We start from the raw sequence: 24,105 nt of genomic DNA, 5'->3' as shown, positions 1-24,105 counted from the left end.
TATCAGCCCAGCTCAGAGCACCCACACATGCGGTCGAAGAGCCCGAAATAGGCGGCCGCCTTGCGCAGGATCTCGATGGTCTTCTGCTGCTCGAGGTTCTGGCGGCGAAGCCGGGTGAGTTCCTCGCGCTCGGGGCTGGTCAGCTCGCCGGAACCGCCCTCGCCCCGGTCGGTGCGGTCCTGCTTGACCCAGCCTCTCAACCCTTCCGGGCTGACCCCCAGCTCACGGGCGATCTCGGTGACGTTCCGGTGCGGCGACGAGCGCACCAGCGCGACCGCGTCCCGCTTGAACTCCGCCGTGTACCGCTTACTCATGTTGCTCTTGCTTCCCACCTGAAACTGCTTCCTCCGGGCTCACATGTCCCAGTCTCCAGGTGTCCAGCTGCAGGGTGGAACTTCAGCCAGGTCATCCCCCGCGAAGGCGAACAGGCGGGGCGTCAGATCGGCGTAGTCCCCTTCGTGGGCAGTGGAGACCTTGCCGTCCGCCACGGCGAACTGGACCGCGTCGGAGGGAGCCAGGTCGCAGATGAGCTTGTTGATCAGCGACGTCTTCCCGAAGCCAGGCAGGCCGGCCACGGTCACACCGGGAACGTTCGCCATCGGCAGGCTCACGTCGTCGGCGTACTCGTCCAGCCCGAGCCCCCACGTGTCCAGGCTCCCCGGCACCGCTCCCGTGGGGACGTGCTCGGTTGGTGTGATGAGCGGGTCCAGGCGCACGGCCCGGATCACCACCCGCCCGGGACCGTCCGGCAGCACGGAAACCCGTGTGCAGCGCCAGGCGTCGGCGAGGAAGCGCGCCGAGCGCTGGAACTCCTCCAGCCCTACCTTCGGCAGGCACTTGGCCCGCACCACCACCCCGAACCGGTCCGGCTTCACCTTGATCCGAGGCACCAGGACCCGCGGCTTGGGCGTCTCGCCCTCACGGCTGACCAGCTCGGCCAGGAACGTCGGCGTCTTGTCGATCACCGACAGGCCCGCCATCTTGGCCAGTCGCTCCCACCCGAATCGGATGCGTATCCCCTGCCGGATGCTCGCCCGCGTCTCACGATCGACCCGCAGGTACCGAACCAGGCCGACCACGGCCCACAGGGCCGCCAGGGCGAGCACCGCCCCGATCAGGACCGGGGCGATCTCGTTCACGTCCTTCATTTCACGCCTTCCACGTTGTAGATGAACCCGAGGACGAACCGGCTGCCGGTACCGGTTGAACGGGCAGTCGGCGAGCCAATGCCCTTACAGAGCAGCTCACTTGACGGCCTCCAAGCGGCCCGCCCGGTAGGCGATGCCCTCCGAGAGCTGACCGTTGAAGATCCGCGCCCACGGCGTGGCGAACAGGTCCACCGGGCGCACCATGACGCCGGGCTTGAGCCCGTTGGGAAGGCCGGACTGGGGGACGGTGAGCTTCATGACCTCCGCGCGCCCCTCCTCCATGAGCATCACCGTGACCGTGAACAGGTGCTCGCCCGTCTCGCGGTCGGTGGCGATCTCGCCGGTTTGCGGGTCCTTGATCTTCGGCATCGCGTCGGTGCCCGTCATGCAGACGGCAGAGGGCAGCAGTCCGACGCGAATCCTGGTCATAGCCATGGCAGTTCCCTTGTTCGTGGGTCACGTGTTCGACTCGCCAGAACCATAGCGCGACGATCGCACGCCCGCAACGGTCGTACAGTCGAGCAGTTTGGTGATGCGATACGCCAGTACTGTTCGGCCACTACGCCCGCTACAGAGGAGCGCACGGGCGTGTCATCCGTGCGGGCCCGCCGCTACCCTCGGTGTATGACGTTGCCGCTTGAAGAGGACCCCAGGCCGCCCTACATCCAGGCCGCCGATGTGCTGCGTGCCGAGATCCTCGAAGAGCGGATTCGGCCGGGCGAGAAGCTTCCGTCCACGCGCACGCTTCAGGAGCGGTACGGGATCGCCAGCTCCACCGTCCAGAACGCCCTGCGCGTACTCAAGGACGAAGGGCTCGTCTACTCGGTCCAAGGGCGCGGCAGCTACGTCCGAAGCCACGAGAAGGAGTACCGGGAGAAGGCCATCCTGGACGAGATCCAGCAGATCGCCGACCAGGCCAAGGCCGAGCGGGAGCAGGCCAAGCACAGCACTCAAGACGACCCCGCCGACCCCGGAAACGCTCAGCCGCCCGTCCTCCAAGCGATCTGGGCCATCCGCGAAGCGATCGTCGAAGGGCGCCTGAAGTTCGAGGACAGACTCCCCGAGCCCATCAAGCTCCAGCTGATGTTCGCCACCGACAGCGAAGCCGTCGAACGGGCGCTCTGGCACCTGGCACACGAGCACCTCATTCACCGCACCCCCCGAGGTGCCCTCACAGTCGCCCACACTGGCGGCGGGCGCAACAACCTGCGACGCTCGATGCTCGCCCAAGCCCGCATCGAGTCCCTCCAGCGCGCGGCTGAACGCGAGGGCGAGACGCTGGCCGATGACTTCGCGCTCGATGAGCCGGTGGAAGAGGACTCCCGGCCGCCCTACATCCAGGTCGCCGACATCCTGCGCAGGCAGATCCTTGACGGCGAGTTGAAGCCAGGCAGCCAACTGCCGGCCGCGCGAGCCCTCCAAGAGCGCTTCGGAGTCGCCAGCTCCACCGTCCAGAACGCCCTGCGTCTCCTCAAGGGCGAAGGTCTGATCTACTCCGTCCTCGGCCGCGGCAGCTACGTCCGCAAGACGCAGGTGAGCAAGGCCCCGGACCCCGACACAGCAGTTGAACGTGTCAAGGAGGCCCCGACAGCCGAAGACGATGCCGAGGAACTCGTCCGCCTGCGGAAGCAGGTGGCACAGCTCCAGAAGACACGTCATCAGCTGGAAGCCGAAGTCAGTCGCTTGACCAAGGAGCTGGAGAAGCGGGGATAGGCCAGGCCAAGGGCGAACAGGGCCGACGGCTGAGCTGTCGAGCTGTTCAGAGTTTCTTTACTGGATCAAGGCGGCCCGCTGTCGCGGGCCGCGCGCGCTCCGGCCCGGCGGGGCCGCCGCCCGCTCCTGTCTCCGCCCCGCTCAGCGGCACCCCCGCCCGTCCGGGCGCGCAACACCAGCGAGAGCGGCCGTGGTCAACAAGGCTCTACCTCACCCCAGGCCCTCCCTCCGAGGGACCGGGGGCCGAGCGCCGGTGCGGCACTGTCGTGGTGAATGGTCGCGGGTCGCGGGTCGTGCCCCTCGCCGGCCGGTCCCCGGAGGCGTACCAGGAACCCCCGGGGGCCGCCAAGGCCGAGCACAAGCGTCACCCGGTGAGCCTTGGCGGTCCCCGGAGAACCCTGGTCCGGCGAAGCTGCCCGACCGACGAGGAACCCGTCCCGCTCAGGCCCGCAGCCTGCCGGAGGCTCCGGCGCCGCGCCGCTCCAGTAACCGCGTGCCCGACGCTGCGTGTGGCGGTGGGTCACCGTCCCGGGTGGGTATCTGCCCAGAGAGCCCGGTCAGTTCGCCCACCAGGCGTACCGTGGCGCTGGAGGTGGTGAGCAGATGACGATGGAACTCGCGGACAACGTACGGAAGTACCGGCGCCGCGCCGGGATGAGCCAGGAGGAGCTTGCCCACGCGGCGGGTCTGTCCCCGGCGACGGTCCGGAAGGTCGAGCAGGGCGGAACGGTCCGCATGGAGACGCTTCACGCTCTGGCCCGCGCTCTGGGCATCCCCACGGCGGCACTCGTCGCGTCCGACGCACCGGAGCCTGTAGGGCGGGCGGAGGAGCCGAACCGGCTCAACCTCATCCAGCTTCGCGCCGCGCTCACCCCGGCGGTGGGGCTGGTGGACCAGGACGCCCAGGCCGTGGGCGAGGAGCCGAACATGCGTGCCTACGCTCGGACGGTTCGAGACGCGCGGGTGCTGTACTTCTCCGACAGCTACAAGAGCGTTGCCGCCCAACTGCCCGGCCTGTTGCGGGACGCCGCGCGGGCCGTCGCCCACTACGACAGCGGAGACGAGCACCGGCAAGCCCTGCTCGCCCGAGCTGAGGCGTTGCGCCTGGCCGGCACCTACCTCACGCAGGTGAGGCAGTACGACATCGCCTACACGGCCCTGCGAGGAGCTATCGCGGACGCCCGGGAGGGCGGGGACATGCTCGCGGCCGGCTCCGGGGTCGGCTGCATGTGCTGGCTGCTGGTGCGGCAAGGCCGGCTGGAGGAGGCGGAGCTGATCGCCGCACAGAGTATGGATGTGGTGGAGCCGAAGATCACCGGCGCCGAGCCCGACCACTACGCGGTGTGGGGCGGTCTGGCCATGGAGGCCGCAGCCGCTGCGGCACGCAACAACCGCCCGGACGAGGCCAAGGAGTACCGCAGGGCGGCGCGGGTGGCGGCAACCGCCGTCGGCACGGCGCACCGCAACGTCTCCCGGCACTGGTCCGTCTTCGGACCGGTGACCGCCGCCATCAAGGCACTCGAAGACTCCATGGTCGTCGGCGACGCCCGCGCGGTGGTGCGCAAGGCGGGTGAAGAGGTCGAGCTGTCGCCGAAGGCGTGGAAGCGACTGGGCAGGCCCAGCACGAACGACGGGAACCGCTTCACCCTGGACATGGCGCGCGCCCACACGCGAACCGGTGACCTTTCGGCGGCCATGGACGAGCTGACCCGCGCTCGTGAAGCCGCCCCCGAGTGGCTGAGGCACCAGAACTCGGCGGCCGAGACCATGCAGGAGATCCTGAGCAAGCGCAAGCGCACCCTGACCAGCGACATGCGCGAGATGGCCGGCTACCTGGGCATCGTCGGATAGCTGCTACGCAGCGTCGCAGTTCGCGGACAATGCGTTGTGATCTACCCTGCTGGGTCTGTGGATTGACGAGTAGTCAGGTCGTTACGGTCGCCGTGTCCTGTTCCAGCGACCGAGGCCGGAGATCCACTATGGGCATGCCGAGGAGCGACGCGGACCGTCTGCGTCGCAGGGAGTTGCACGAAGCGGCGTCGGGCATGGCGGGACCCCGCCTGCTGCCATGGACCACCGAGGACGGACGCCCCTGCTACCTGAGCACCGACGGCAAGGGCTACATCTCGACGCTCGCCGACGGCATCGAAACCGTGCAGCTCGGCATGGGCCAGGAGCTGCTGGAGTACGCCCGGGGCATCCTGGCCCCCGGAGCCAAGGCGCAGTCGGCCATCGAGTACCGCTGGCTCGCCTGCCGGCTGACCGAGGCCCTGTCGGACGCGCTCAGGGTCGCCCAGTCGCGCGGAGAGCGCATCCCGGCGCCGCAGGAGGAGGCGGCCGAGGAGGGCGAACCCGCGAACGCCGGCCCCCTTGGCGGACAGGAGGAAGGCTGATGGGTAAGGCCACCCGCTACCGCTTCCGCGAGTACCACGTGACCGCCGCGACCGACCCCATGGCGCTGCCGACCTTCGAGGCGGTCTGCGTCACCGGCGAGGAACGGAACTGCGCCGCCGCGTCCGGGGAGATGCACACCCCTGAGGAACTCACCCGCTGGATCGCCGGACACTGCGCGCAGACCGGCCATCAGTCGTACGAGCAGGCCACCCGCACCATCGTCCGCGCCGAGCCCGGAGCCTGGCAGTAGGATCACGCGCGCCGCCACCGGCAGAACAATTGGTCTACACATCTGACGGCAGCGGCGACGGCAACAACCACGGACTTCAGCGCACATCCACGGACACCGACGGACCGTCAAACCACCGCTGACCTGCGAAAAAGCGGGTAGAGAGGGGTCGCGTAGCACACGTACTATGTGCTGGCGGGGACCACGCCGGTCCTGGTTCACAACGACTGCGGTCAGCCGGTATTTCGTGGAACTACAAGTGGGTTTGAAGGTAGCCCGGGTACGCAGCGGGTTGGCATTACACCGACTTCTTCTGATCCGGGCGTGGCAACCATCTTTGCGACGCATTCGGAACAATTTGGTGACGCGATTATCCAGATCGCCACTCCTCGCGATCTTGCCGGGGTTGCGACCTATGAGGGTTGCATCGCATCGGAGGCCGAAGTGGGTGTAGAGCTATCTCCTGGTGATTTTGCTCGGCGCTCCAGTATTCAGATACCGGCATCAGCTGCTCGAGGGATTCTGAGTCGAATGGGAATCTCGATACCGTCAAGGATCGGAATTGACGATCTTTCACCGCTTCTGGCGAACACTCCGAAGCTGACGCCAGAGCAAGTTTCCCAGTTCATTAGCGAGGCGGGGGCGTACAGTGGCTGACAGAGTTCTCGGGATTGAGCGGATTGAAGGGGCGTCGGACGCTGGAGTGACATGCATTGTTCGCTGCTTGCAGGGCACTGTGTCAGTAGGGGATGTATTCCATGTGGGGAAGAGGAAGGATTCGGACGACATCTTGGGGCTGGAGATGATTGTCGAGTTGCTCTGGAGGTATGAGCAGCAAGTCGAATTCATCGATGCTCCACACGTGGCAAGGGTGCTATTTTCCGGGGCTTCTGCTGAGGTTCTCGAAGGCTGCTCGCAGATTTCTGATGAACACCTCTAGCATCTCGCCTGAATTGCTGGCTGTTCCATTGGGACTGGCTGGGCGGTAGCTCTCATCTGCCGTCGCGGTACAGCATTGCGGCCCCATCGGGAATGACTTCCGGTGGGGCCGCTCGGCATGTCTGACGGCAGTAGTTGACGGCAACGTCAGCGGACGGGTGGACTCTGTTGCTCAATTCGAGGTCGCGATCAGGCAGCGAGTCGGTGGGCAAGCTGGGTGAGCCGGCTGCGTCGCAGGCCCTGGGTCTGTTCTCTCCAGTGGGCGTCGAGCCGGATGACGTTGATCGCCGTGGCGGAGTAGGCGTGCTGGAGGCTGACCTTGGGGAGACCGCGGTAGCGTGCCTGGCGTAGACCGGTGATGTCGAGGGCCTGGTTGATGGTGCCTTCGACCCCGGCTCGGAGGGCGTACTTGGCCTGCCAGGCAGGGCATGAGCTTTCTCAGGTTGTGGGCTTGATCAGGTCGAGTGCGTGGTCGGGGCGTGACCTGTAGTGATCGACTGCCGCGGCGTGGTTGTGCCAGCCGGCGAGCTCGGCGAGCGCGAGGGCGGTGTTGCGCAGACCGGCCATGATGCGGGGTGCGCTGCCGGTGCGGATCTTGGAGGCGTCCTCGCGGAGGGTGACGTCGCGCAGGTGGTGCAGGGCCTCGACGCCCCAGTGTTCGCGTACGTGTTCGGCGAGGTGGGCGGCCGTGGCCTCGTGCATCGTCAGGTCGGTGAGCGCGTAGATGCGTTCGACGGTGAGTTTGCCGGTGCTCAGGACGCGACGGCGGCGCACGATCTGCAGGACCTGGTCGGCGTGGGGGAAGGGAAGGTCGGGGACGGTGGCGGCCTTCAGGCGGCGGATCTCGTCGCGGCCGTGAGCGATGGCGCGGGTCTTGTCCATGAGCGGGACCTCACTCCAGGGGAGCTTCTTCAACTGGGCGTGCAGGGTGGGGTGGTTGCCCTTGATCAGGGCGATGTAGTGCGCGTTCTTCTCCTCGACCAGGAAGCGGGCGTGGTCGTGCTGGGTGAGCAGGGCATCGAAGGTGACGACCTTGTCCGCCAGGTCGAGGGGTCCGAGGAGCGGGCGGAACGCGGTGATCTCGTTGCTCTTGGAGTCGACCTGCCGCTGGGCGATGACGGCGCGGGTGCCGTGGATCGACGCGGCGAGCAGGTGGACGGCCCGGCGCTCGCGGGTTCGCGAGCCGCGCAAGGTCTTGCCGTCGACCGAGACCGCGTCCCGTTTGACCGGTGCGTCTGCCGGGACTGGGCCGGTGAGTGGGTCGGTGTGCTGCAGTTGCAGCCAGGCGCCCAGTGCCGCGTCGAGCGCGTCGCCGTCGAGGCGGGCGAGGAGGCGGGCCAGTGTGCTGGTGCGCGGGATGCCGCGGACCAGGCCGATGCGCTCGCGCAGCACCGGGTCGAGGCCGGCGGCGAAGCGGACGATGGCGGCCCAGGTGGACGCCCCGGCCATTACCGCGGTGGCGCACAGCACGAGCAGGGCGCCCAGTCGGTAGCGGCGCCCCCGCGTGCGGCGCGGGTCCGGCAGGCGGTCCAGGACCTCGGCCAGGGTGATCAGGCGCTCGGCGTCGCCGGTCAGATCGCCCGGCATGTGGTCCTGGTGGCGGGTGACGGTGGAGATCAGGGAGGATGGCATGCAGACGCGGCTTCGGTTGTGATCAACGGCTTCGACACCTTGATCATCCGGAGCCGCGTCCCGTTTCACCACACCGGCGAAGCGGACAACCCTCCCACTTCGTCACAACTGTGACGTCTCGTCACCCGAGAACGCTCGCGCCCTGGCCTGCCAGGTATCGGTCTTCTGCTCGGCGCGGGCGGCAGCGACGGTCTCGTGGAGCTCGCGGGGCCGCAGGGTGAGCATGCGGTTGCCGCGAGCCGCGGTGGTGCACCTGTCGTGGGACGGACAGGTGCGGCAGTCTTCGCGGGCGAACTCGATGACGATGGCGTCGCGGCCGTGCTGCCGGACGGGATACCAGCCGGTGCTGATGTGGTCTTCGGGGCAGCGGACTTGACGGGCTGTCCAGTCGACGCGGAAGGCGCTCTTGTCGAAGCCCTCGGTGGCCCGGGCCTGCCGGGAGTGATCGGCCAGGAGCGGGGTGACCATGGTGATGCCCTCACCGGCAGCGGCGGTGACGAGGTCGGCCGAGGGGTAGCCGGAGTCGAGGTAGTGCTCGCCCGGCTTGACCCGCCGCTCGGTCGGCCGCTGCTGGATGCCGGCGGTGGCGGTCACGTCCGGTGCGGTCGCCACGGTGGTGGCCACGTCCGTGATCAGGTTCGGGGCCCACGTCCCGGCGGCGCTGCCGGTAGTGCTGTCCGGGGTGTTGTCGCAGGTCTCGGTGAGGTGGACCTTGTAGCCGCACCAGAACAGCTCGTCTCCCTTGGCGGACCAGCGAGCGTCCGGGTCGTAGGGGGAGGCGAGCCGGAGTTGGCCGGGCGGGACACCGTCTCCTTCGGCCTCCCGCTTCCTGACCACCTCCCGTCCGCGCCCGTCGGTGTGCACGTAGTAGGTCTGCATGAAGATCCGCCGCAGCAGCTGGACCGCCTCGATCTCCCGCAGCCACTCCGGTGCGGCCGGTGCGTGGATGGCGTGCAGCAGCTGATGCGCGTCCTGGCCGTAGACCTCGGCCAGCCGGTCCCGCTTCGTCTTCGAGGTGGGCAGCCGCCACGAGTCGACCCTGGCCGCATACCGCAGCTCCCACTCCGCGACCGGCACCGCCCCGGCGAGCCAGATCGGAGCCGCGACAGCCAGCGCCTCCAGCGCCGCGCGCACGCTCTCCCCGGCCAGCTCGAGGCGGTTCAGATCCCTTACCGCGCTGATGACGTGGGTGGAGTCGGTGCGCTGCCGGCCTCCGGCGACAATCAGCTCCGCCTGGCGGCAGTGTTCCACCAGCCGGTCGAAGATCAAGCGTTCCATGCCGTGCTCGACCAGCCGGGCCCGGAACTTCGCCAGCACCGTGAAGTCGAAGCCGGGATCGGCAAGTTCCAGGCCGTGAAGTCGGTCCGGAGCGCGGTTTCGGCCTTTCGACTGGCCCGTTTCTCCGGACCGCTTCCCGCACCCGCCGTGCGCCTCTCAGCGCAACGGGCGCTCCACAAGCCCCGTTTGTCGACCCGTGAGGAGTTCTCTCATCCCGTGGTCGGCCATGGGGAGGGGATGACTGATCCCCGGTAGCGGTAGCGCGTGGTGCCTACCTTCGCCGGGCTGAACAGCTCCCGTTCCTCGCTGGCCGGCCACCAGCCCCCGCCGCAGAAGCGCCGGCGGAGGTCCTTCCAGTTCATCCGGGGGTGCTTTCGCCGTAGCCACCAGATGACCCGGCCCCAGACGTACGAGGTCAGGTACTGGAAGGTGGCGCTGGACACTCCCGGCCGGAAGTAAGCGCACCAGCCCCGCAGCATCCGGTTGAGCTGGATGAGCAGGGTGTCGAACGGCAGGTCAGTGCCTGTCTTTCGGCACTGCGTCCTGACCTTGTCCATCACGGCCGACAGGGCCCTGCGGGACGGGTAGGTGTAGACGTAGTGCTTCTCGGTTCCTCGCTTCCGGTGGCGCTGGATGCGCCAGCCGAGGAAGTCGAGGCCCTCGTCGATATGGGTGATCAGGGTCTTCTCCGGCGACAGGCGCAGACCCATCGTGGCGAGTACCCCAGCGGCCTCTTCCTTGAGCGCCTCCGCGTGGGCACGGGTGCCCGACACGACCAGGCACCAGTCGTCCGCATAACGGATCAGCCGGTAGTTCGGCAGTCCGCGACGACGGCGCTTGAGCCGGTCGTTGAAGGTGCTCGCCGGTCCTCCCGGACCCCGGGCGATGTGCTCGTCCAGGACGGAGAGAGCCACGTTGCTGAGCAACGGGGAGAGGATCGACCCTTGCGGGGTTCCGGTGTTGTTCTCCCGAAGGACGCGGTCCTCACCGAGGATTCCGGACTTCAGGAACGCCTTCACCAAGGCCAGGACGCGTCTGTCCCCGACGCGAGCGCGCACCCGGTCCATCAGGGCCGTGTGCGAGATCTCGTCGAAGCAGGCTTTGATGTCGCCCTCCACGATCCACTCGTAGGAGTGGGAGGTGAGGTGGCGGACCTCGGCCACCGCGTCGTGAGCCCGGTGGTTGGGGCGGAACCCGTAGGAACACGGGAGGAAAACCGCCTCGAAGATCGGCTCCAACACCAGCTTCAGGGACGCCTGCACCACCCGGTCAGTCACGGTCGCGATCCCCAGACGACGCAGCTTGCCGCCCGCCTTGGGGACCATCCGTTCCCTCACCGGGAGCGGGCAGAAACTGCGGTCCCTGATCGAGGTCCGCAGCCCGTCGAGGAAGACCTCGACGCCCCGCACGGTCTCCACGTAGTAGGCGGTCTCACCGTCCACTCCGGCCGTGCGGGCTCCCTTGTTGCCCCGCACCCGAGCCCACGCCACCAGCAGGAACGCGGGATCGGCAACGAGATTGAACAGGTCATCGAACCTGCGATGAGAATCCTCGCGGGCCCAACGGTGCAGCTTCGTCTGGATCTCCAGTACCCGTAGCTCCGCCCCGAACAGGGCGGACTGCAGTTCGTCGGTGTTCACCGGCGACAACCTCCTGGTCTTCCAGTCCTTCCACTGCTGACTTGCTGTCCTCCTTCGCCGTGTACGCGCCTTTCGCGCGCTCGGACTACTACGAGGACTCCGCCACGACCCGGTGCCGTCAGCCGACGACGGGCCTGCCCTTCGCCCAACTGGCTGTTGGACGGGAAGGGCGGCATCGGACCGCTTCCCACGTTCACCACCATCCGGTTGTCGAGTGAGCCGCCCAGCTGTACCCCGGCAGCATCGCCATGCCTACGCCGCAGGCTTTCGGCATGGCCTCCCCACCGGCGCACTTATCCGGCTTCGGAGACGCCCCCGCGCGATTCACGGGGGTCGAGCACTGCTTCCCGGCCCAGATCCACCAGATTGGAGCCGGTGGAAGTGTTACGGGGCTTCAGACGCTGGTTCCTCTCGTACGGCGTCTCGTCTTGCTTGCCGGACCCGCACCGTCTGGCAGTGCCGGTGCGTCCCGTCGTTGTCGGGGCTGCTTGCCGCCCTCCCGCGCGTCTCCGCGGTCAGACTGCCCCCAGCTTCGCTAGTCTGCTGCGACAGACCAGCGGCAAGGGTCTCTCACCCTTGCCCGGAGTGATGGCGCCTCGTGGCGCACGAGCGCGTACTTCCAGTCGATCGCCCGCACCGCCATGCCCGCGGCCTGGCGGTCGGTCAGGTTCTCGGCGAACTGCAGCACCGTGACCAGCGCCGGCATCCCGGGCGACAGGCCCGGAGCCCCGCGAACCCCGAACGCGGACGCGAACGCCTCGTCCGCGAAGACCTCCGCCAGCCTCTCTCGCACCCGCATCGCCATCGTCCCCTTCGGGAACGCCGACGCCGCGACCAGCGCCGTCTGTTCCGGGACCTCCGGCAGCCCCGCTGCCCGCATCGACACCCGCACCACCCCCGTGGCCGCCTGCCCACGAGCCGGCCACAGAAGCGATCATGCCGCAGTCAGCCCAACCCACAGCCCGAATTGAGCAACAGAGTCGTCGTCGACCGAGCGGGTGGACACGCCCAGACGTAGGCCTCCATGATGACCGCGTAGAGTGCCTGGTCGATACGGCGCCGGCGCTCCAGGAGGCTGGGGAAGAAGCTGCCGGTCCGGACCTTCGGGATGGCCAGGTCCAGATCGCCGGCCTGCGTGGTCAGCGTCTTCTCGCGGTGACCGTTGCGCCACGTCGTGCGGGCCTCCGTGTGCTCGCCCGGCTCGGCACCGATACGGGCGGTCGCCTCGGCCTCGATCAGCTCCTGCAGCATCCGCTGGGCGAGCGCCCTGATCAACTCGATTCCGTCCGCCGAACGCAGTGACTCCATGAGGCGGAGTAGGTCAGACTGGGACAAGGCCATCGCGCACCTCTCACTCAACGAGCCTTCCTACTCGGAGAGTTGCGCGATGGCTCCTTCATGACCAGGGGTTGCACCAAGATCCCTGCTACACCACTCAGCGGGACGCCATCCCGGGCGTCGGTCGACGACCCGGCCCTGGCCGAGTACTGGGCTGCACGACGGAGCAAGAGGAAACCCCCGCTCAGTGCGACCGGGCTGCGACTGCTGCAGAAGCAGCACGGCCGCTGTCCGCTCTGCGACGAGCTCCTCCTGCACGCCGACCGCGAGCCGCAGAGCCCAGCGGAATGGGAGCAGTGGCTCAAGGTGACCCGACAGGCGGTCCGCAAGAACGCGATCACCGCCGACCCGGGCCGCAGCACACCGGACAACCCCGCCTACCTCCGCCTGATCCACACCCACTGCCATCGCTGGCGCGGTGCCAGCACCGGCAGTCGGACAGCACTGCAACCTGCCAGCAGCCCTCCGGGGCCTGCTTGAGCCGTGTGCTCGGACGACGGACACGCACGGTTCTGAGGGGGGTGCGGCGCAGCAATGCGCCGCACCTACCCGACCCGATCGGCGACTTCGCCCGTTCCGGCCGCACCTGGCGTCCCAAGGGCCGGCCGATCACCGCCCCGGACCACGACTTCCTGGACCCCGACACCCCGATCGCCATCCCCTACGGCGTCTACGACCTGGGACGCGACACCGGCTGGGTCAACGTGGGCACCGACCGCAACACCGCCGCCTTCGCGGTGGAGTCCCTGCGCCGCTGGTGGAACCACCAGGGCCACCTCGACTACCCCGACGCCACCCGCCTGCTGGTCACCGCCGACTCCGGAGGAGCCAACTCAGCCGACTCCCACCTGTTCAAGAACGACCTGGCCGCCTTCGCCGACGAGTCCGGACTGAGCATCACGGTCATGCACTTCCCGCCCGCGACTTCGAAATGGAACAAGGTCGAACACCGGCTGTTCTCCCGGATCACCCACAGTCTGCGTGGCAGGCCGCTGACCAGCTACGAAGTACTGCTCCAGACCATCTCGGCCACCCGCACCAGCGCCGGGCTGAGCGTCCAGGCGGTCCTCGACGACAACGAGTACCCCACCGGCCGGACGCTCACCAATGCCGAGCGCGCAGCGATCCTTCAGCGTGTTGAACGCGACGACTTCCACGACAAGTGGAACTACACCATCGCCCCGCACGGCCCCGGACAGGAACCGTCGGTCGAGCCGGAACAGGCCAAGGCACCACCGATCCCGGCCGAGGCCACCCTCCTGCTCACGCATCCGGCCCTGACCGGTATGCCCCGCGAGCAGTTCGACCAGCTCGTGGAAGAACTCGAGCCCTTCCGCCGCGTCCTGGCCGAGGCCGAGCGCGAGAAGAGGAAGGGCATCAACCGACGCGGATACAACCCCGGGGTCGGCTACCTCGATCACCGCCACCGCGTACTGGTCGCCGTCCTGCACCACCGCAACACCGTCACCCTGGCCCTGGCCGCCCAACTTCTCGGTCGAGTACCCACGAGCCTGAACTACCACGCACACCGCACCAAGCCACTGCTCGCCTTCGCCACCTCAGGCATAGCCGCAGCCCTGGCCCATCCCCGGCGGACCCACCCACCCCGGACGATCGACGCCCTCCAGAACGCGATCGCACAGCACGAAGACGAGATCAAATCAGGCAGTAAATAATTGACGGGTCCTCTGATCCGCTTCCGTTTCGTTGATGATCACCACGGCGCCTGGGGCGTCAAGCGGATCTGTGTCGTCCTGGGGATCTCCCGGTCGTCGTTCTATGCCCGGCGGGCCGGCGAGGCCGCCCGCCGGGCCGGGGCTTGACCCCGGATGTTGGACACCAGAGACACTCGGACCTTGATGGGTCTGGGTGGACAGGAGTCCTGCACCGATGGTGATGAAGCACTACCCGCCGGAGTTCAAGGCGGACGCGGTCGCGCTGTACGAGTCGCGGCCGGGCTCGACGATCAAGTCGGTCGCCGACGATCTCGGGATCAATCCGGAGACCTTGCGTAACTGGACGATGGATGCTCACGAGCGGCTCCCGGACGAGGCCGACAGATCCCGCTCAGGTCGGACCTGCCGGGAACCGCTCATGAGCATCCTCACTGACAGTCCTGCCACTCCTCGGCCAGCAGGCCGAGCACCACCTGGTCCGTGAACTCCCCACATGCCCAGGCCGAACGGCGCAGCGTGCCCTCGGCGGTGAACCCGGCCGCGGTGGCGGCCCGGAGCATCGGCGTGTTGTCCGCGAGCGTCTCCAGTTGCAGCCGGTTCAGGCCGAGGACCGTGAAGCCGTAGCGGCAGAGCACCCGCAGGACGTCCGTGGCGAAGCCGCGCCCCCGGTGGCCCGGCCGCAGCGCGACGCCCAGGTGGGCGGTCCGGTTGTGGGGGTCGATGCCCCAGAGCAGGGCCTCGCCTGCCAGCTCCCCCGAGGCCGTATCGAGCACGGAGAAGCAGGCGGCCTCGTCGGAGACCCCGGAGACCGCGTACGGCGACTGCGCCGACCCCGGTGGGACGGGCCGCCAGGGCCGGGAGTCGGCCCGCGAGCGGGTCGCGACGTCGTCGTAGAGCTCGGCCTGGAGCACGGGGACGTCGGTCTCGTGCCGGGCCCGGAGGGTGATGTGGTCGCCTTGTAGCATGTCACATTGCTAACACTGGCGCCCTGGTCCGGGCCATCGGTTTTCGCGGTGCCCCCGGAGTGGCGGTCGCGTCGCCCGAAGGGCGACTCCGCCGCCTGCGCGCTCCCTGACCACGGGAAACGCCCCTCGGTGGCATGGATATCCTGAACGTATGAGCGACAACCTTCCCCCGTGCCCGCAGTGCGCGGGTCAGTACACGTACGAGATGAACGGCCTCATGGTCTGCCCCGAGTGCGGCCACGAGTGGGTGCCCGCCGGCGGTGGCGAGGTCCCGTCCGCCGGGGCCGGCGAGCGGGTGGTCAAGGACGCGGTCGGCAACGTGCTGGCCGACGGCGACACCGTGACCGTCGTCAAGGCCCTCAAGGTCAAGGGCAGTGCCTCGGGCATCAAGGCGGGCACCAAGGTCCGCAACATCCGGCTGGTGGACGGCGTCGACGGCCACGACATCGACTGCCGCATCGAGGGCTTCGGTGCCATGCAGCTCAAGTCCAGCGTGGTGAAGAAGGCTTGATCCGCCTCCGGGCCTGATCGGTGCCGCCGGCCTCGGCGGCGCGACGGTGTGCGGCGGGAGCCGGGGAGGGACCCGGGGCGGAGCCGTCGACTCCGGCGCCGGCGCGGGCACGGTCCGGCCCGTACGCGCTGCGCTGACCGCTCGCCCGAACACCGCCTGACGCACCGTCGGTGACCCGACCGGCCCGGCCCGCTCGCGAGAAGGCCGGGGCGGGCCGGGGCGGCACCGTCGCCTGCCGGGTTCTCGTGGTGCTGCGGACGGCGTCGAAGGGGGGCGCCGACAGGACGCCGCTGATGGTCGGCGGTCAGCGGAGGCGTTCGGCGGACCACTGCGGGTCGCGGCCGGTGAAGGCGAGCAGCAGCTCCTGGGCGTCGGCGCCCGGCGGGGTGGTGCGCGGCGGGTCGAACCGGCCGGTGGCGGCGAGGTTGCGGTAGTTCCGGAACTCCGCGAGCGCGTACCGGGCGGCGCCCGGCGGCATGGGGCCGCTCTCGCCCAGGGCCCGGGCGAGGTCCCAGCCGTGGACGACGGTCTCGGCAGTCAGCTCCCTGGTGTAGCCGCCGACATCACGCATCCCGTACGGCACGTGGACCAACTGGTCCAGAGCGCCCGGCTGGTTGATGGCGCGGACGGCGGTGTCGACGGCCATCGTCCACACGCCGAGGGGGTTGCGGCCCAGGACGTCGCCCTCGAAGCGGCGGCCGATCTGCTCCGGGGTGTAGCCCGCCACCGCCTGGCAGACCCAGAGGTGCTGTGCGGCAAGGTGGTTGACCAGGGCGCGGACGTCCCAGCGCCGGCAGGGGGTGGGCGCCGCCCACTGCTCCTCGGCAACGGCCTGCACCAGTCGGGTCACCTCCGCCCCGGCCGTCGCGTAGTGGTCGCGGACCTCGGCGTGGAATCCGTACGGGTGTGGGCAAGCCATGGCGGGGCCTCCGTTTCCTGCCCTGCTCACTCCCAGTAAACCGCTACGGGGAGTGACGCGCCAGGCTTGGGGGCCTGCGTCCGGCGGCGGGGGCGGACGGTGGGCGCCGCGGCACCCCGGGCGTCCGGTCGGGACGGTCGTGGGGGAGCGGAACGGCCCCGGTGGACGCTCGGTGACCGGGCCCGTCACCCGGCGTGTCCGGGCCGGGCGCGCTACCGGGCCAGCTCCTCCAGCACCGCCTGCGCCGCGTTGTGCCCGGGGATGCCGCTGACGCCGCCGCCGCGGACCGCGCCCGCGCCGCACAGCAGCACGTTCGGGTGCGCCGTCGCCACGCCCCAGCGGGCCGCGGCACCGTCCGGACTCCCCTCCACGAAGGGGAATTCGAGGTCCCGGTGGAAGATGTGCCCGCCCGGCAGGCCGATCTCCCGCTCCAGGTCCGGCGGCGTCCTGGCCTCCACGCAGGGGCGTCCGGCGGCGTCGGTCGCCAGACAGTCGGCGATCGGCTCGGCCAGGACCGCGTCGAGCTGCGCCAGGCTCGCCGCCAGGGCGCGCTCCTTGGCCGCCGGACCGGTGAACAGCCGGGCGGGCATGTGCAGGCCGAACAGCGTCAGGGTCTGGAAGCCCTGCCGTACGGCCTCGGGGCCCAGGATCGAGGTGTCGGTCAGGGTGTGGCAGTAGATCTCGGACGGCGGTGCTGAGGGAATCCGCCCGGCCTCCGCCTCCGTGTAGGCGGTCTCCAGCTGCCGGTAGCCCTCGGCGATGTGGAAGGTGCCGGCGAAGGCGTCCCGCGGATCGACGGCGGCGTCCTTCAGCCGGGGCAGCCGGCGAAGCACCATGTTGACCTTGAGCTGGGCGCCCTCGGGCGCGGGCCCCGGCCCGGGCTCCTCGCCGAGCAGCCCGGCCAGTGCCGCCGGGGCGGCGTTCACGAGCACCCGGCGGCCCACCGCGACTGCCTCGCCGTCCTTCTGCCGGTACGTCACCTCGGCGTCACCTCGGCCGTCGGTGGCGATCGCGGTGACCTCGCAGCCGGTCCGGATCTCCGCGCCGGCCGCCCGCGCCGCCTCGGCCAGTGCGCCCGTCACCGCGCCCATCCCGCCGACCGGGACGTCCCAGTCGCCCGTGCCGTTGCCGATCACGTGGTAGAGGAAGCAGCGGTTCTGCCGCAGCGCGGTGTCGTGGGCGTGGGTGAAGGTGCCGATCAGCGCGTCCGTGAGCACCACGCCGCGCACCAGGTCGTCGGTGAAGGTCCGCTCGATCGTCTCGCCCAGCGGCCGTTCGAACAGGGCCTCCCAGGCGGAGTCGTCCGCGACCAGCCGGCGCAGCTCGGAGCGGGACGGCAGCGGCTCGGTGAGCGTGGGGAACACCCGCCGGGCGACCTGTCCGGTCGTCCCGTAGAAGCGCTGCCAGGCCTCCCACTCCCGGTCCGCCCCGGTCAGCGCCCGGAACGACTCCCGCGCCCGGCCCGGGTCGGAGGCGTCCACCAGCAGCCCGGTGGGCTTTCCGTCCCGGACCGCGGGCGTGTAGGAGGAGATCCGGCGCCGCCGCAGGTCGAGCCGGAGCCCCAGGTCGCGCACCACCTTCCGCGGCAGGAGGCTCACCAGGTACGAGTAGCGGGACAGCCGGGCGTCCACTCCTGCGAACGCCTGGGCCGACACCGCCGCCCCGCCCACCTGCGGCAACCGTTCCAGCACCAGCACCCGGAGGCCGGCCCGCGCGAGGTACGCCGCCGCCACCAGCCCGTTGTGCCCACCACCGACGATCACCGCGTCGTGCCGCGCGGACGAGTTCGCGTTCACGCGGCCACGCTACGGCACCGGGGAGGCCCGGGGAACAAGGCGTGAAGGTGCCGGTCGGCACCGTCCCCGGGGCCGACCGGGCGTGGAGCGGAGGGGGCGCGGGCCCGGCCGGAGGGGGGCCGTGCACCGGATCGGCGGGATCATCGGAAGGGGGCGGCACCGGCCGGACGCGAGGAGGAAGGCCATGATCGTCGACTGCGCGCACTACCGCGACGGACGCCGGCAGCACGAGGGCCCGATGCCGCTGGAGGAGGCGGCGGCGCGTTGCACCCTCGGCGGCTTCGTCTGGCTGGGCATGTTCGAGCCGGGGGAGGAGGAGTTGGCCAAGGTCCGCGAGAGCTTCGGGCTGCACGAACTCGCCGTGGAGGACGCCCGGGCCTTCCACCTGAGGCCGAAGGCCGAGCAGTACGAGGACGGCACCGAGCTGATCATCCTGCGCACCGCGCGCTACGACGACGAGCGCGAGGAGGTCGACACCGGCGAGATCAGCGTCTTCCTCGCCGAACACTTCGTGATCACCGTCCGCCAGGGGGTCGCCAGCGAGCTGGCCGGCGCGCGCAGCCGGCTGGAACGCCGGCCCGAGCTGCTGCGGACCGGTAGCGCGTCGACGCTCTGGGCGATCCTCGACCAGGTCGTGGACGGCTACGCGCCCGTCGTCACCGAGCTCGAACGCGACATCGAGCAGATCGAGGCCACGGTGTTCTCCGGCACGGTCGCCCCGACCGAGCGGATCTACTTCCTGCGCCGCGAGGCCACCGACTTCTACCGTGCCGTGCACCCGCTGCTCGGCGTGCTGGCCCGCCGGCTGCAGGCCGGCAGGGCGCCGACCGAGCTCCTGCCCTACCTCCGCGACGTGCACGACCACCTGCTGCTGGTCAACGAGGAGGTCGCGGCCCAGCGCGACCTGCTGGCGACCGTCCTGGAGGCGAACATCGCGGTCATCTCGGTCGAGCAGAACCGGATCAACCTCCGGCAGAGCGCCACGATGGAACGGCTCACGATCGTCGCGACCGTGTTCCTGCCGCTGTCCTTCGTGGTCGGCTTCTTCGGGCAGAACTTCGCGTGGCTGGTCGGCCACATCGGCGGCTTCGCGCAGTTCCTCGTGCTCAGCGTGTGCGGCCTGGTGCTGCCCTGCGTGCTGCTGACCGTCTGGCTGCGCCGGCAGCGGCGCGCGGCTGCGCCGCCGGTGCCGGGGGTGGGCAACGGGAGGGGCGGCCGGAACCCGTGACCGCGCCCGCGCCGACCGTGAGGACGTCCCGGCCGTCCGGCCGGCGACGGGACGGATGGCACCCGGCCGGGCCAGTATGGAGGGGAGGCTACGGGCTCAGTCGTCGGCTCGAATGGGGTTCTAGTGGTGGGCATGTCACGGGGTCCGTCCTCGGAGCCCGCACACGGGGCTGCCGAGGAGGCGGGGCGCGGCCCCGAGCTGGTGGCGCAGATCCTGCGGTCGGCGCCGGAGCGCCTGGGTGCGCACATGGGCGGCCTCTACCTGCTCTCGGACGACCGGCAGCTGCTCGAACTCGTCATGACGTTCGGGGCCGCCCGGCAGTTCACCAGGCCGTGGCAGCACGTCGGCATGACCGTGCCGATCCCGGTGGTCGACGCGACGCGCGGCGGCCGGGTCGTCTGGGTGGGCGGCGCCGAGGAGATGGCGCGCCGCTACCCGCGGGTCGCGGTCGCCATGCCGTACTCGTTCTGCCTCGCCGCCGTTCCGCTGGTCGCGGGGAGCACGACGTACGGGGCGCTCTTCCTGCTCTGGCCCGCCACGCACCCCCCGGAGCTGGCGCCCCGCGAACGCGACGCGCTGGAGCTGCTCGCCCGGCGGCTGACCGAGGTCCTGGCGGAGGCGGCCAGGGCGGGCCGTCCGGTGCGGCCCGGCCCGGTCCCCGTGGTGGCGGAGAACCGTTCCGCCGACCCCTTCACCACCATGCCGGCCCGGCTGCCCGAGGGCATGTGCGACATCGACCTGGACGGCCGGCTGGCCGCGGTCACCCCCGCCGCGGCGGAGCTGCTCGGCGAACCGGTGGAGAAGCTGCTGGGCGGGCGCCCGTGGTCGGTGCTGCGCTGGCTGCGCGACCCGGTGTACGAGTACCACTACCGGGCGGCGGTGATCGGCGGGCAGCCGACCTCCTTCGTCGCGCTGCGGCCGCCGGACCGGTGGCTGTCGTTCCGGCTCTTCCCGGACGCCTCGGGGGTCACCGTGCAGATCGTCGCCGCCGACGTCGCGCGGCCGGACGGACAGGGCGAGCAGCCCGCCGAGCGGGCGGTGCACACCCGGCCCGGCGCGCTCTACCACCTGCTCCACCTCGCCAGCGCGCTGACCGAGGCCATCAGCGTGCAGGACGTGGTGACCATGGTGTCCGAGCAGATCCTGCCGGCCTTCGGCGGCCAGGCCGTCGCCGTCCTGATGGCCGAGGGGGGACGTCTGCGCATCGCGGGCCACCGCGGCTACCCGCCCGGTCTGGTCGACCAGTTCGACGGCACGTCGCTGAGCGAGTCCACGCCCGGTGTGCAGGCTTCGACCAACCCGGTGCCCGCGTTCTTCGAGACCCGCGCGGAGCTGGAACGGCTCTACCCGGACCGCCACGAGACCCAGGACGGCATGGCCGCCTGGGCCTACCTGCCGCTGGTGACCTCGCGCCGCCTGATCGGCACCTGCGTGCTGGCCTTCGCAGAGCCGCACCACTTCGACACCGAGGAGCGCGCCGTCCTCACCTCGCTCGGCGGTCTGATCGCCCAGGCCCTGGACCGCGCCCGGCTGTACGACACCAAGCTGGTCCTCGCCCACGGCCTGCAGGAGAGCCTGCTGCCCCGTGCGCTGCCCGTCGTCCCGAGTCTGGAGGTCAGCGCCCGGTACCTGCCGTGCACCGAGGACATGGACGTCGGCGGCGACTTCTACGACCTCATCCGGGTCGGGCAGGACTCCGTGGCCGTCGTCATCGGCGACGTCCAGGGCCACAACGTGAACGCGGCCGCGCTGATGGGCCAGGTCCGTACCGCGGTCCGCGCCTTCGCCGCGGCCGACGCCGACCCGAGCACCGTGCTCACCCGCACCAACCGTCTGTTGGCCGATCTCGACACCTCCCTGTTGGCGAGCTGCACGTACTTCTGCGTCGACCTCACCCGCCGCGAGGCCTGGCTGGCCAACGCCGGCCACCCGGTGCCGCTGCTGTACGGCCCGGACGGCCGGGCGCGCGCCCTGGAACCGCCCACCGGCGTGGTGCTGAACGTCGACCCCGCCGCCGAGTACCCGCAGATCCGTATCGACCTGCCGATCGGCACCACCCTGGTCCTGTACACCGACGGCCTCATCGACGCCCCCGGCACCGACCCCGACCAGGCGGTGGCCGGTCTCATCGCCACCCTCGCCCGCCACGGCCGCGACCCGCTCGACCGCCTCGCCGACGCCCTCATCGGCCGGGCCGGCCAGGCCGACCACCGCACCGACGACATCGCGCTCCTCCTGGTCCGCTCCGTGCCGCGGTAGACCGTCGGGAGCTTCACCGCGTTGTGCCGCGGCAGACCGTCGGGAGCCTCACCGCTCCGGGGCAAGGTAGCGGCGGCCCGGTATCTGCTCGAAGATCAGGTTGGTCCGGGTCTGGGCGACCGCCGGGTGGGTGGTCAGGTGGTCGACGACGAAGTCGCGCAGCGCCTCGGGGCCGGCGACGCCCACGTGCAGCAGGTAGTCGTCCGAGCCCGCCATGTGGAAGACCGCCAGGACGCCCGGCAGGTCGGGGGCGGTGCCGCGGAAGCTCTCGTTCTGCTCGCGGGTGTGCGCCCGGAGCCGGACCGAGATCATCGCCTGCAGCGGCAGGCCGATCGCCGCCGGGTCGACCTCGGCCCGGAAGCCCCGGATGATCCCGCGCTCCTGGAGTGCGCGCACCCGGGCCAGGCAGGTCGAGGGGGCGATGCCCACCGCCTCTGCGAGGGCGTTGTTCGGCAACCGGGCATTGTCGGCCAGGGCGCGGATGATCGCCCGGTCGACACCGTCGACGGGCGCCCGGCGGGACTGCGGATTGTTCGGCACGGCTCCCAGGATTCCAGTCGATTCCGTGGATTCGCAAGACTGATCGGGATTCGGTCGAACAATGTTCGGAGACTCTTCCATCCGGTGGCGGGAAGTTCCATCCTGGGGCGCGAGCGGCGAACGCCCTCCGCCGTTCCCGCTCACGGGCCGGCCGACCTGTGACCCCGGAGTGCCGAAGCCATGAGCCCGACCGCCGCCTTCGCCGCCGCGCCCGCAGCCGCGCCCGCCGTCGACCCGGGGGCGGAGCTGGACGACCGGGACTTCGTGCTCCCCGCCGGCGGCCTCGACGACGACCAGCGGCTGCGCGCCCTGGACACGGTGGACGAGTACCTGACGCGCAAGCGCCGGCACCTGATGGGCTACCAGGCCACCCAGGACATCCAGGGCACCGCGCTGGACCTGGCCCGGTTCATGCCGAACAACATCAACAACCTCGGTGACCCGTTCCAGAGCGGCGGCTACAAGCCGAACACCAAGGTGATCGAGCGATCGGTGCTCGACTACTACGCGAAGCTGTGGAACGCCGAGCGCCCGCACGACCCCGCCGACCCCGAGTCGTACTGGGGCTACATGCTCTCCATGGGCTCCACCGAGGGCAACATGTACGCGCTCTGGAACGCCCGGGACTACCTGAGCGGCAAGGCGCTGATCCAGCCGCCGGCCGCGCCCTTCGACGCCCTGCGCTACGTCCAGGCGGCGCCCGACCGGGACAACCCGAACGCCCACCGCCCGGTGGCCTTCTACTCCGAGGACACCCACTACTCCTTCGCCAAGGCCGTCCGCGTCCTGGGCGTCGAGACCTTCCACGCCGTCGGCCTGGAGAAGTACGCCGACGAGTGCCCGCTGGTCGACCCCGCCACCGGCCTCCGCGAGTGGCCCACCGAGGTGCCCTCCGCCCCGGGGCCGTCCGGCCGCTCCTGGGACGGCCCGGGCGAGATCGACGTCGACGCCCTCGCCGTGCTCGTCGAGTTCTTCGCCGCGAAGGGCCACCCGGTCTTCGTCAACCTCAACCTCGGCAGCACCTTCAAGGGCGCCCACGACGACGTCCGACGGGTCTGCGAGCGGCTGCTGCCGATCTTCGAGCGGTACGGCCTGGTCCGCCGCGAGGTCGTCCACGGCAAGGACCCGCGCACCGGCGAGCCGCTGGTCGACGTGCGCCGCGGCTTCTGGATCCACGTGGACGGCGCGCTCGGCGCCGGCTACGCGCCCTTCGTGCGGATGGCCGCCCAGGACCCGGCCGCGTACGGCTGGACCCCCGAGGCCGAGCTGCCGGAGTTCGACTTCGGCCTCCGGCTGCCCACCGCGGAGCTCGGCGACGTCGACATGGTCTCCTCGATCGCGATGAGCGGTCACAAGTGGCCCGGCGCACCGTGGCCGTGCGGCATCTACATGACGAAGGTGAAGTACCAGATCTCGCCGCCCTCCCAGCCGGACTACATCGGCGCGCCCGACACCACCTTCGCCGGCTCCCGCAACGGCTTCTCCCCGCTGGTCCTCTGGGACCACCTGTCCCGGCACTCCTACCAGGACCAGGTGGACCGGATACGCGGCGCCCAGGAGCTGGCCGGCTACCTGGAGGGCCGCCTGCACGCGATGGAGCGGGAGCTGGGCGTCGAGCTCTGGCCGGCCCGCACCCCGGGCGCCGTCACCGTCCGGTTCCGCCAGCCCAGCCCGGAGCTGGTGGCCAAGTGGTCGCTCTCCTCCCAGGACGTGCTGATGGTCGCGGGCGACGAGTCCACCCGCCGCAGCTACGTGCACGTCTTCGTGATGCCCTCGGTCGACCGGGAGAAGCTGGACGCCCTGCTGGCGGAGCTCGCCGAGGACCGGGTGATCCTGGCCGGGCCTTCTCTGTAGTGCGCGGAGGGGGCCGGGCGGTCGCAGGACCGCCCGGCCCCCTCCC

The 24,105-nt window shown here is 70.3% G+C and carries 22 protein-coding genes and 3 pseudogenes; 12 read left to right on the top strand and 13 right to left on the bottom strand.

Annotated features, from left to right (window positions below):
* Positions 1-2 precede the first annotated feature (2 nt).
* From ACF9IK_RS04510 to ACF9IK_RS04500, 3 genes are all read right to left on the bottom strand, one after another.
* Complete coding sequence (locus ACF9IK_RS04510) at positions 3-314, bottom strand: transposase (RefSeq protein ID WP_395292937.1); 312 nt, start codon at positions 312-314, stop codon at positions 3-5.
* 39 nt (positions 315-353) lie between these two features.
* Positions 354-1,148, bottom strand: a complete 795-nt coding sequence (locus tag ACF9IK_RS04505; protein WP_395292936.1) for a hypothetical protein — start codon at positions 1,146-1,148, stop codon at positions 354-356.
* 96 nt (positions 1,149-1,244) lie between these two features.
* Positions 1,245-1,577: a hypothetical protein gene (locus ACF9IK_RS04500; protein ID WP_395292935.1), complete on the bottom strand. Its 333-nt coding sequence runs from the start codon at positions 1,575-1,577 to the stop codon at positions 1,245-1,247.
* 195 nt (positions 1,578-1,772) lie between these two features.
* Here ACF9IK_RS04500 and ACF9IK_RS04495 point away from each other — a divergent pair, with 195 nt between their 5' ends.
* From ACF9IK_RS04495 to ACF9IK_RS04475, 5 genes are all read left to right on the top strand, one after another.
* Positions 1,773-2,861: a GntR family transcriptional regulator gene (locus ACF9IK_RS04495; RefSeq protein ID WP_395292934.1), complete on the top strand. Its 1,089-nt coding sequence runs from the start codon at positions 1,773-1,775 to the stop codon at positions 2,859-2,861.
* A 603-nt stretch (positions 2,862-3,464) separates the two neighbouring features.
* The gene (locus ACF9IK_RS04490) at positions 3,465-4,712 is read left to right on the top strand and encodes a helix-turn-helix domain-containing protein (protein WP_395292933.1); all 1,248 of its coding nucleotides are present in this window, start codon (positions 3,465-3,467) and stop codon (positions 4,710-4,712) included.
* Positions 4,713-4,906: 194 nt separating this feature from the next.
* Positions 4,907-5,254: a hypothetical protein gene (locus ACF9IK_RS04485; RefSeq protein ID WP_395292932.1), complete on the top strand. Its 348-nt coding sequence runs from the start codon at positions 4,907-4,909 to the stop codon at positions 5,252-5,254.
* Entirely contained in the window at positions 5,254-5,505 is a 252-nt protein-coding gene (locus tag ACF9IK_RS04480) for a hypothetical protein (protein WP_395292931.1), read from the top strand. The genes ACF9IK_RS04485 and ACF9IK_RS04480 overlap by 1 nt, the downstream gene beginning before the upstream one ends.
* Before the next feature lie 303 nt (positions 5,506-5,808).
* On the top strand, positions 5,809-6,141 hold the full coding sequence (locus ACF9IK_RS04475) for a hypothetical protein (protein ID WP_395292930.1): 333 nt from the start codon (positions 5,809-5,811) through the stop codon (positions 6,139-6,141).
* 471 nt (positions 6,142-6,612) lie between these two features.
* On the opposite strand, the pseudogene ACF9IK_RS04470 reads toward ACF9IK_RS04475, so the two are convergent.
* The 6 genes and pseudogenes from ACF9IK_RS04470 to ACF9IK_RS04445 all read right to left on the bottom strand — a co-directional run.
* Positions 6,613-6,834, bottom strand: a pseudogene (locus tag ACF9IK_RS04470) (transposase); the annotation flags it as partial.
* A 27-nt stretch (positions 6,835-6,861) separates the two neighbouring features.
* Positions 6,862-8,055, bottom strand: a complete 1,194-nt coding sequence (locus ACF9IK_RS04465; protein ID WP_395292209.1) for an ISAs1 family transposase — start codon at positions 8,053-8,055, stop codon at positions 6,862-6,864.
* A 102-nt stretch (positions 8,056-8,157) separates the two neighbouring features.
* A complete protein-coding gene (locus ACF9IK_RS04460; protein ID WP_395292929.1) occupies positions 8,158-9,372 on the bottom strand; it encodes a transposase in 1,215 nt (404 codons plus the stop codon).
* 170 nt (positions 9,373-9,542) lie between these two features.
* A complete protein-coding gene (gene ltrA, locus ACF9IK_RS04455) occupies positions 9,543-10,973 on the bottom strand; it encodes a group II intron reverse transcriptase/maturase (RefSeq protein ID WP_395292928.1) in 1,431 nt (476 codons plus the stop codon).
* A 535-nt stretch (positions 10,974-11,508) separates the two neighbouring features.
* Complete coding sequence (locus ACF9IK_RS04450) at positions 11,509-11,859, bottom strand: hypothetical protein (RefSeq protein WP_395292927.1); 351 nt, start codon at positions 11,857-11,859, stop codon at positions 11,509-11,511.
* Between the two features lie 96 nt (positions 11,860-11,955).
* A pseudogene (locus ACF9IK_RS04445) lies at positions 11,956-12,281 on the bottom strand (transposase); the annotation flags it as partial.
* Between the two features lie 90 nt (positions 12,282-12,371).
* Here ACF9IK_RS04445 and ACF9IK_RS04440 point away from each other — a divergent pair.
* The 3 genes and pseudogenes from ACF9IK_RS04440 (at position 12,372) to ACF9IK_RS04430 (ending at position 14,471) form a co-directional block, all read left to right on the top strand.
* Positions 12,372-12,791, top strand: a complete 420-nt coding sequence (locus tag ACF9IK_RS04440; protein ID WP_395292926.1) for a hypothetical protein — start codon at positions 12,372-12,374, stop codon at positions 12,789-12,791.
* A gap of 71 nt (positions 12,792-12,862) precedes the next feature.
* Positions 12,863-13,987: pseudogene (locus ACF9IK_RS04435) on the top strand (ISAzo13 family transposase); the annotation flags it as partial.
* Positions 13,988-14,201: 214 nt separating this feature from the next.
* Entirely contained in the window at positions 14,202-14,471 is a 270-nt protein-coding gene (locus ACF9IK_RS04430) for a transposase (protein ID WP_395292924.1), read from the top strand.
* Here ACF9IK_RS04430 and ACF9IK_RS04425 read toward each other — a convergent pair.
* The gene (locus tag ACF9IK_RS04425; protein ID WP_395292923.1) at positions 14,416-14,952 is read right to left on the bottom strand and encodes a GNAT family N-acetyltransferase; all 537 of its coding nucleotides are present in this window, start codon (positions 14,950-14,952) and stop codon (positions 14,416-14,418) included. The two genes, ACF9IK_RS04430 and ACF9IK_RS04425, sit on opposite strands and share 56 nt — an antisense overlap.
* A gap of 151 nt (positions 14,953-15,103) precedes the next feature.
* On the opposite strand from ACF9IK_RS04425, the gene ACF9IK_RS04420 reads away from it, so the two are divergent.
* On the top strand, positions 15,104-15,463 hold the full coding sequence (locus tag ACF9IK_RS04420) for a zinc ribbon domain-containing protein YjdM (protein ID WP_395292922.1): 360 nt from the start codon (positions 15,104-15,106) through the stop codon (positions 15,461-15,463).
* A gap of 304 nt (positions 15,464-15,767) precedes the next feature.
* On the opposite strand, the gene ACF9IK_RS04415 is transcribed toward ACF9IK_RS04420, so the two are convergent.
* Together ACF9IK_RS04415 and ACF9IK_RS04410 are read right to left on the bottom strand one after the other, a co-directional pair.
* Positions 15,768-16,382, bottom strand: a complete 615-nt coding sequence (locus tag ACF9IK_RS04415) for a TIGR03086 family metal-binding protein (protein ID WP_395292921.1) — start codon at positions 16,380-16,382, stop codon at positions 15,768-15,770.
* 212 nt (positions 16,383-16,594) lie between these two features.
* A complete protein-coding gene (locus tag ACF9IK_RS04410; protein WP_395292920.1) occupies positions 16,595-18,178 on the bottom strand; it encodes a phytoene desaturase family protein in 1,584 nt (527 codons plus the stop codon).
* A gap of 184 nt (positions 18,179-18,362) precedes the next feature.
* On the opposite strand from ACF9IK_RS04410, the gene ACF9IK_RS04405 reads away from it, so the two are divergent.
* Both ACF9IK_RS04405 and ACF9IK_RS04400 read left to right on the top strand, forming a co-directional pair.
* The gene (locus ACF9IK_RS04405; protein WP_395292919.1) at positions 18,363-19,406 is read left to right on the top strand and encodes a magnesium and cobalt transport protein CorA; all 1,044 of its coding nucleotides are present in this window, start codon (positions 18,363-18,365) and stop codon (positions 19,404-19,406) included.
* Positions 19,407-19,538: 132 nt separating this feature from the next.
* Positions 19,539-21,665 (top strand): SpoIIE family protein phosphatase, encoded by a 2,127-nt coding sequence (locus tag ACF9IK_RS04400; RefSeq protein WP_395292918.1) that lies wholly within the window; start codon positions 19,539-19,541, stop codon positions 21,663-21,665.
* A gap of 48 nt (positions 21,666-21,713) precedes the next feature.
* On the opposite strand, the gene ACF9IK_RS04395 is transcribed toward ACF9IK_RS04400, so the two are convergent.
* Positions 21,714-22,205 carry an Lrp/AsnC family transcriptional regulator gene (locus ACF9IK_RS04395; protein ID WP_395292917.1) on the bottom strand — a complete coding sequence of 164 codons (492 nt, stop codon included), beginning with the start codon at positions 22,203-22,205 and terminating at the stop codon, positions 21,714-21,716.
* Positions 22,206-22,385: 180 nt separating this feature from the next.
* Here ACF9IK_RS04395 and ACF9IK_RS04390 point away from each other — a divergent pair, with 180 nt between their 5' ends.
* Positions 22,386-24,059 carry a histidine decarboxylase gene (locus ACF9IK_RS04390; RefSeq protein ID WP_395292916.1) on the top strand — a complete coding sequence of 558 codons (1,674 nt, stop codon included), beginning with the start codon at positions 22,386-22,388 and terminating at the stop codon, positions 24,057-24,059.
* Positions 24,060-24,105: the final 46 nt, after the last annotated feature.

The sequence above is a fragment of the Kitasatospora hibisci genome (genome assembly GCF_043950205.1).
Classification (GTDB): Bacteria; Actinomycetota; Actinomycetes; order Streptomycetales; family Streptomycetaceae; genus Kitasatospora; species Kitasatospora hibisci.
This window is presented reverse-complemented; position numbering and strand designations above follow the sequence as displayed.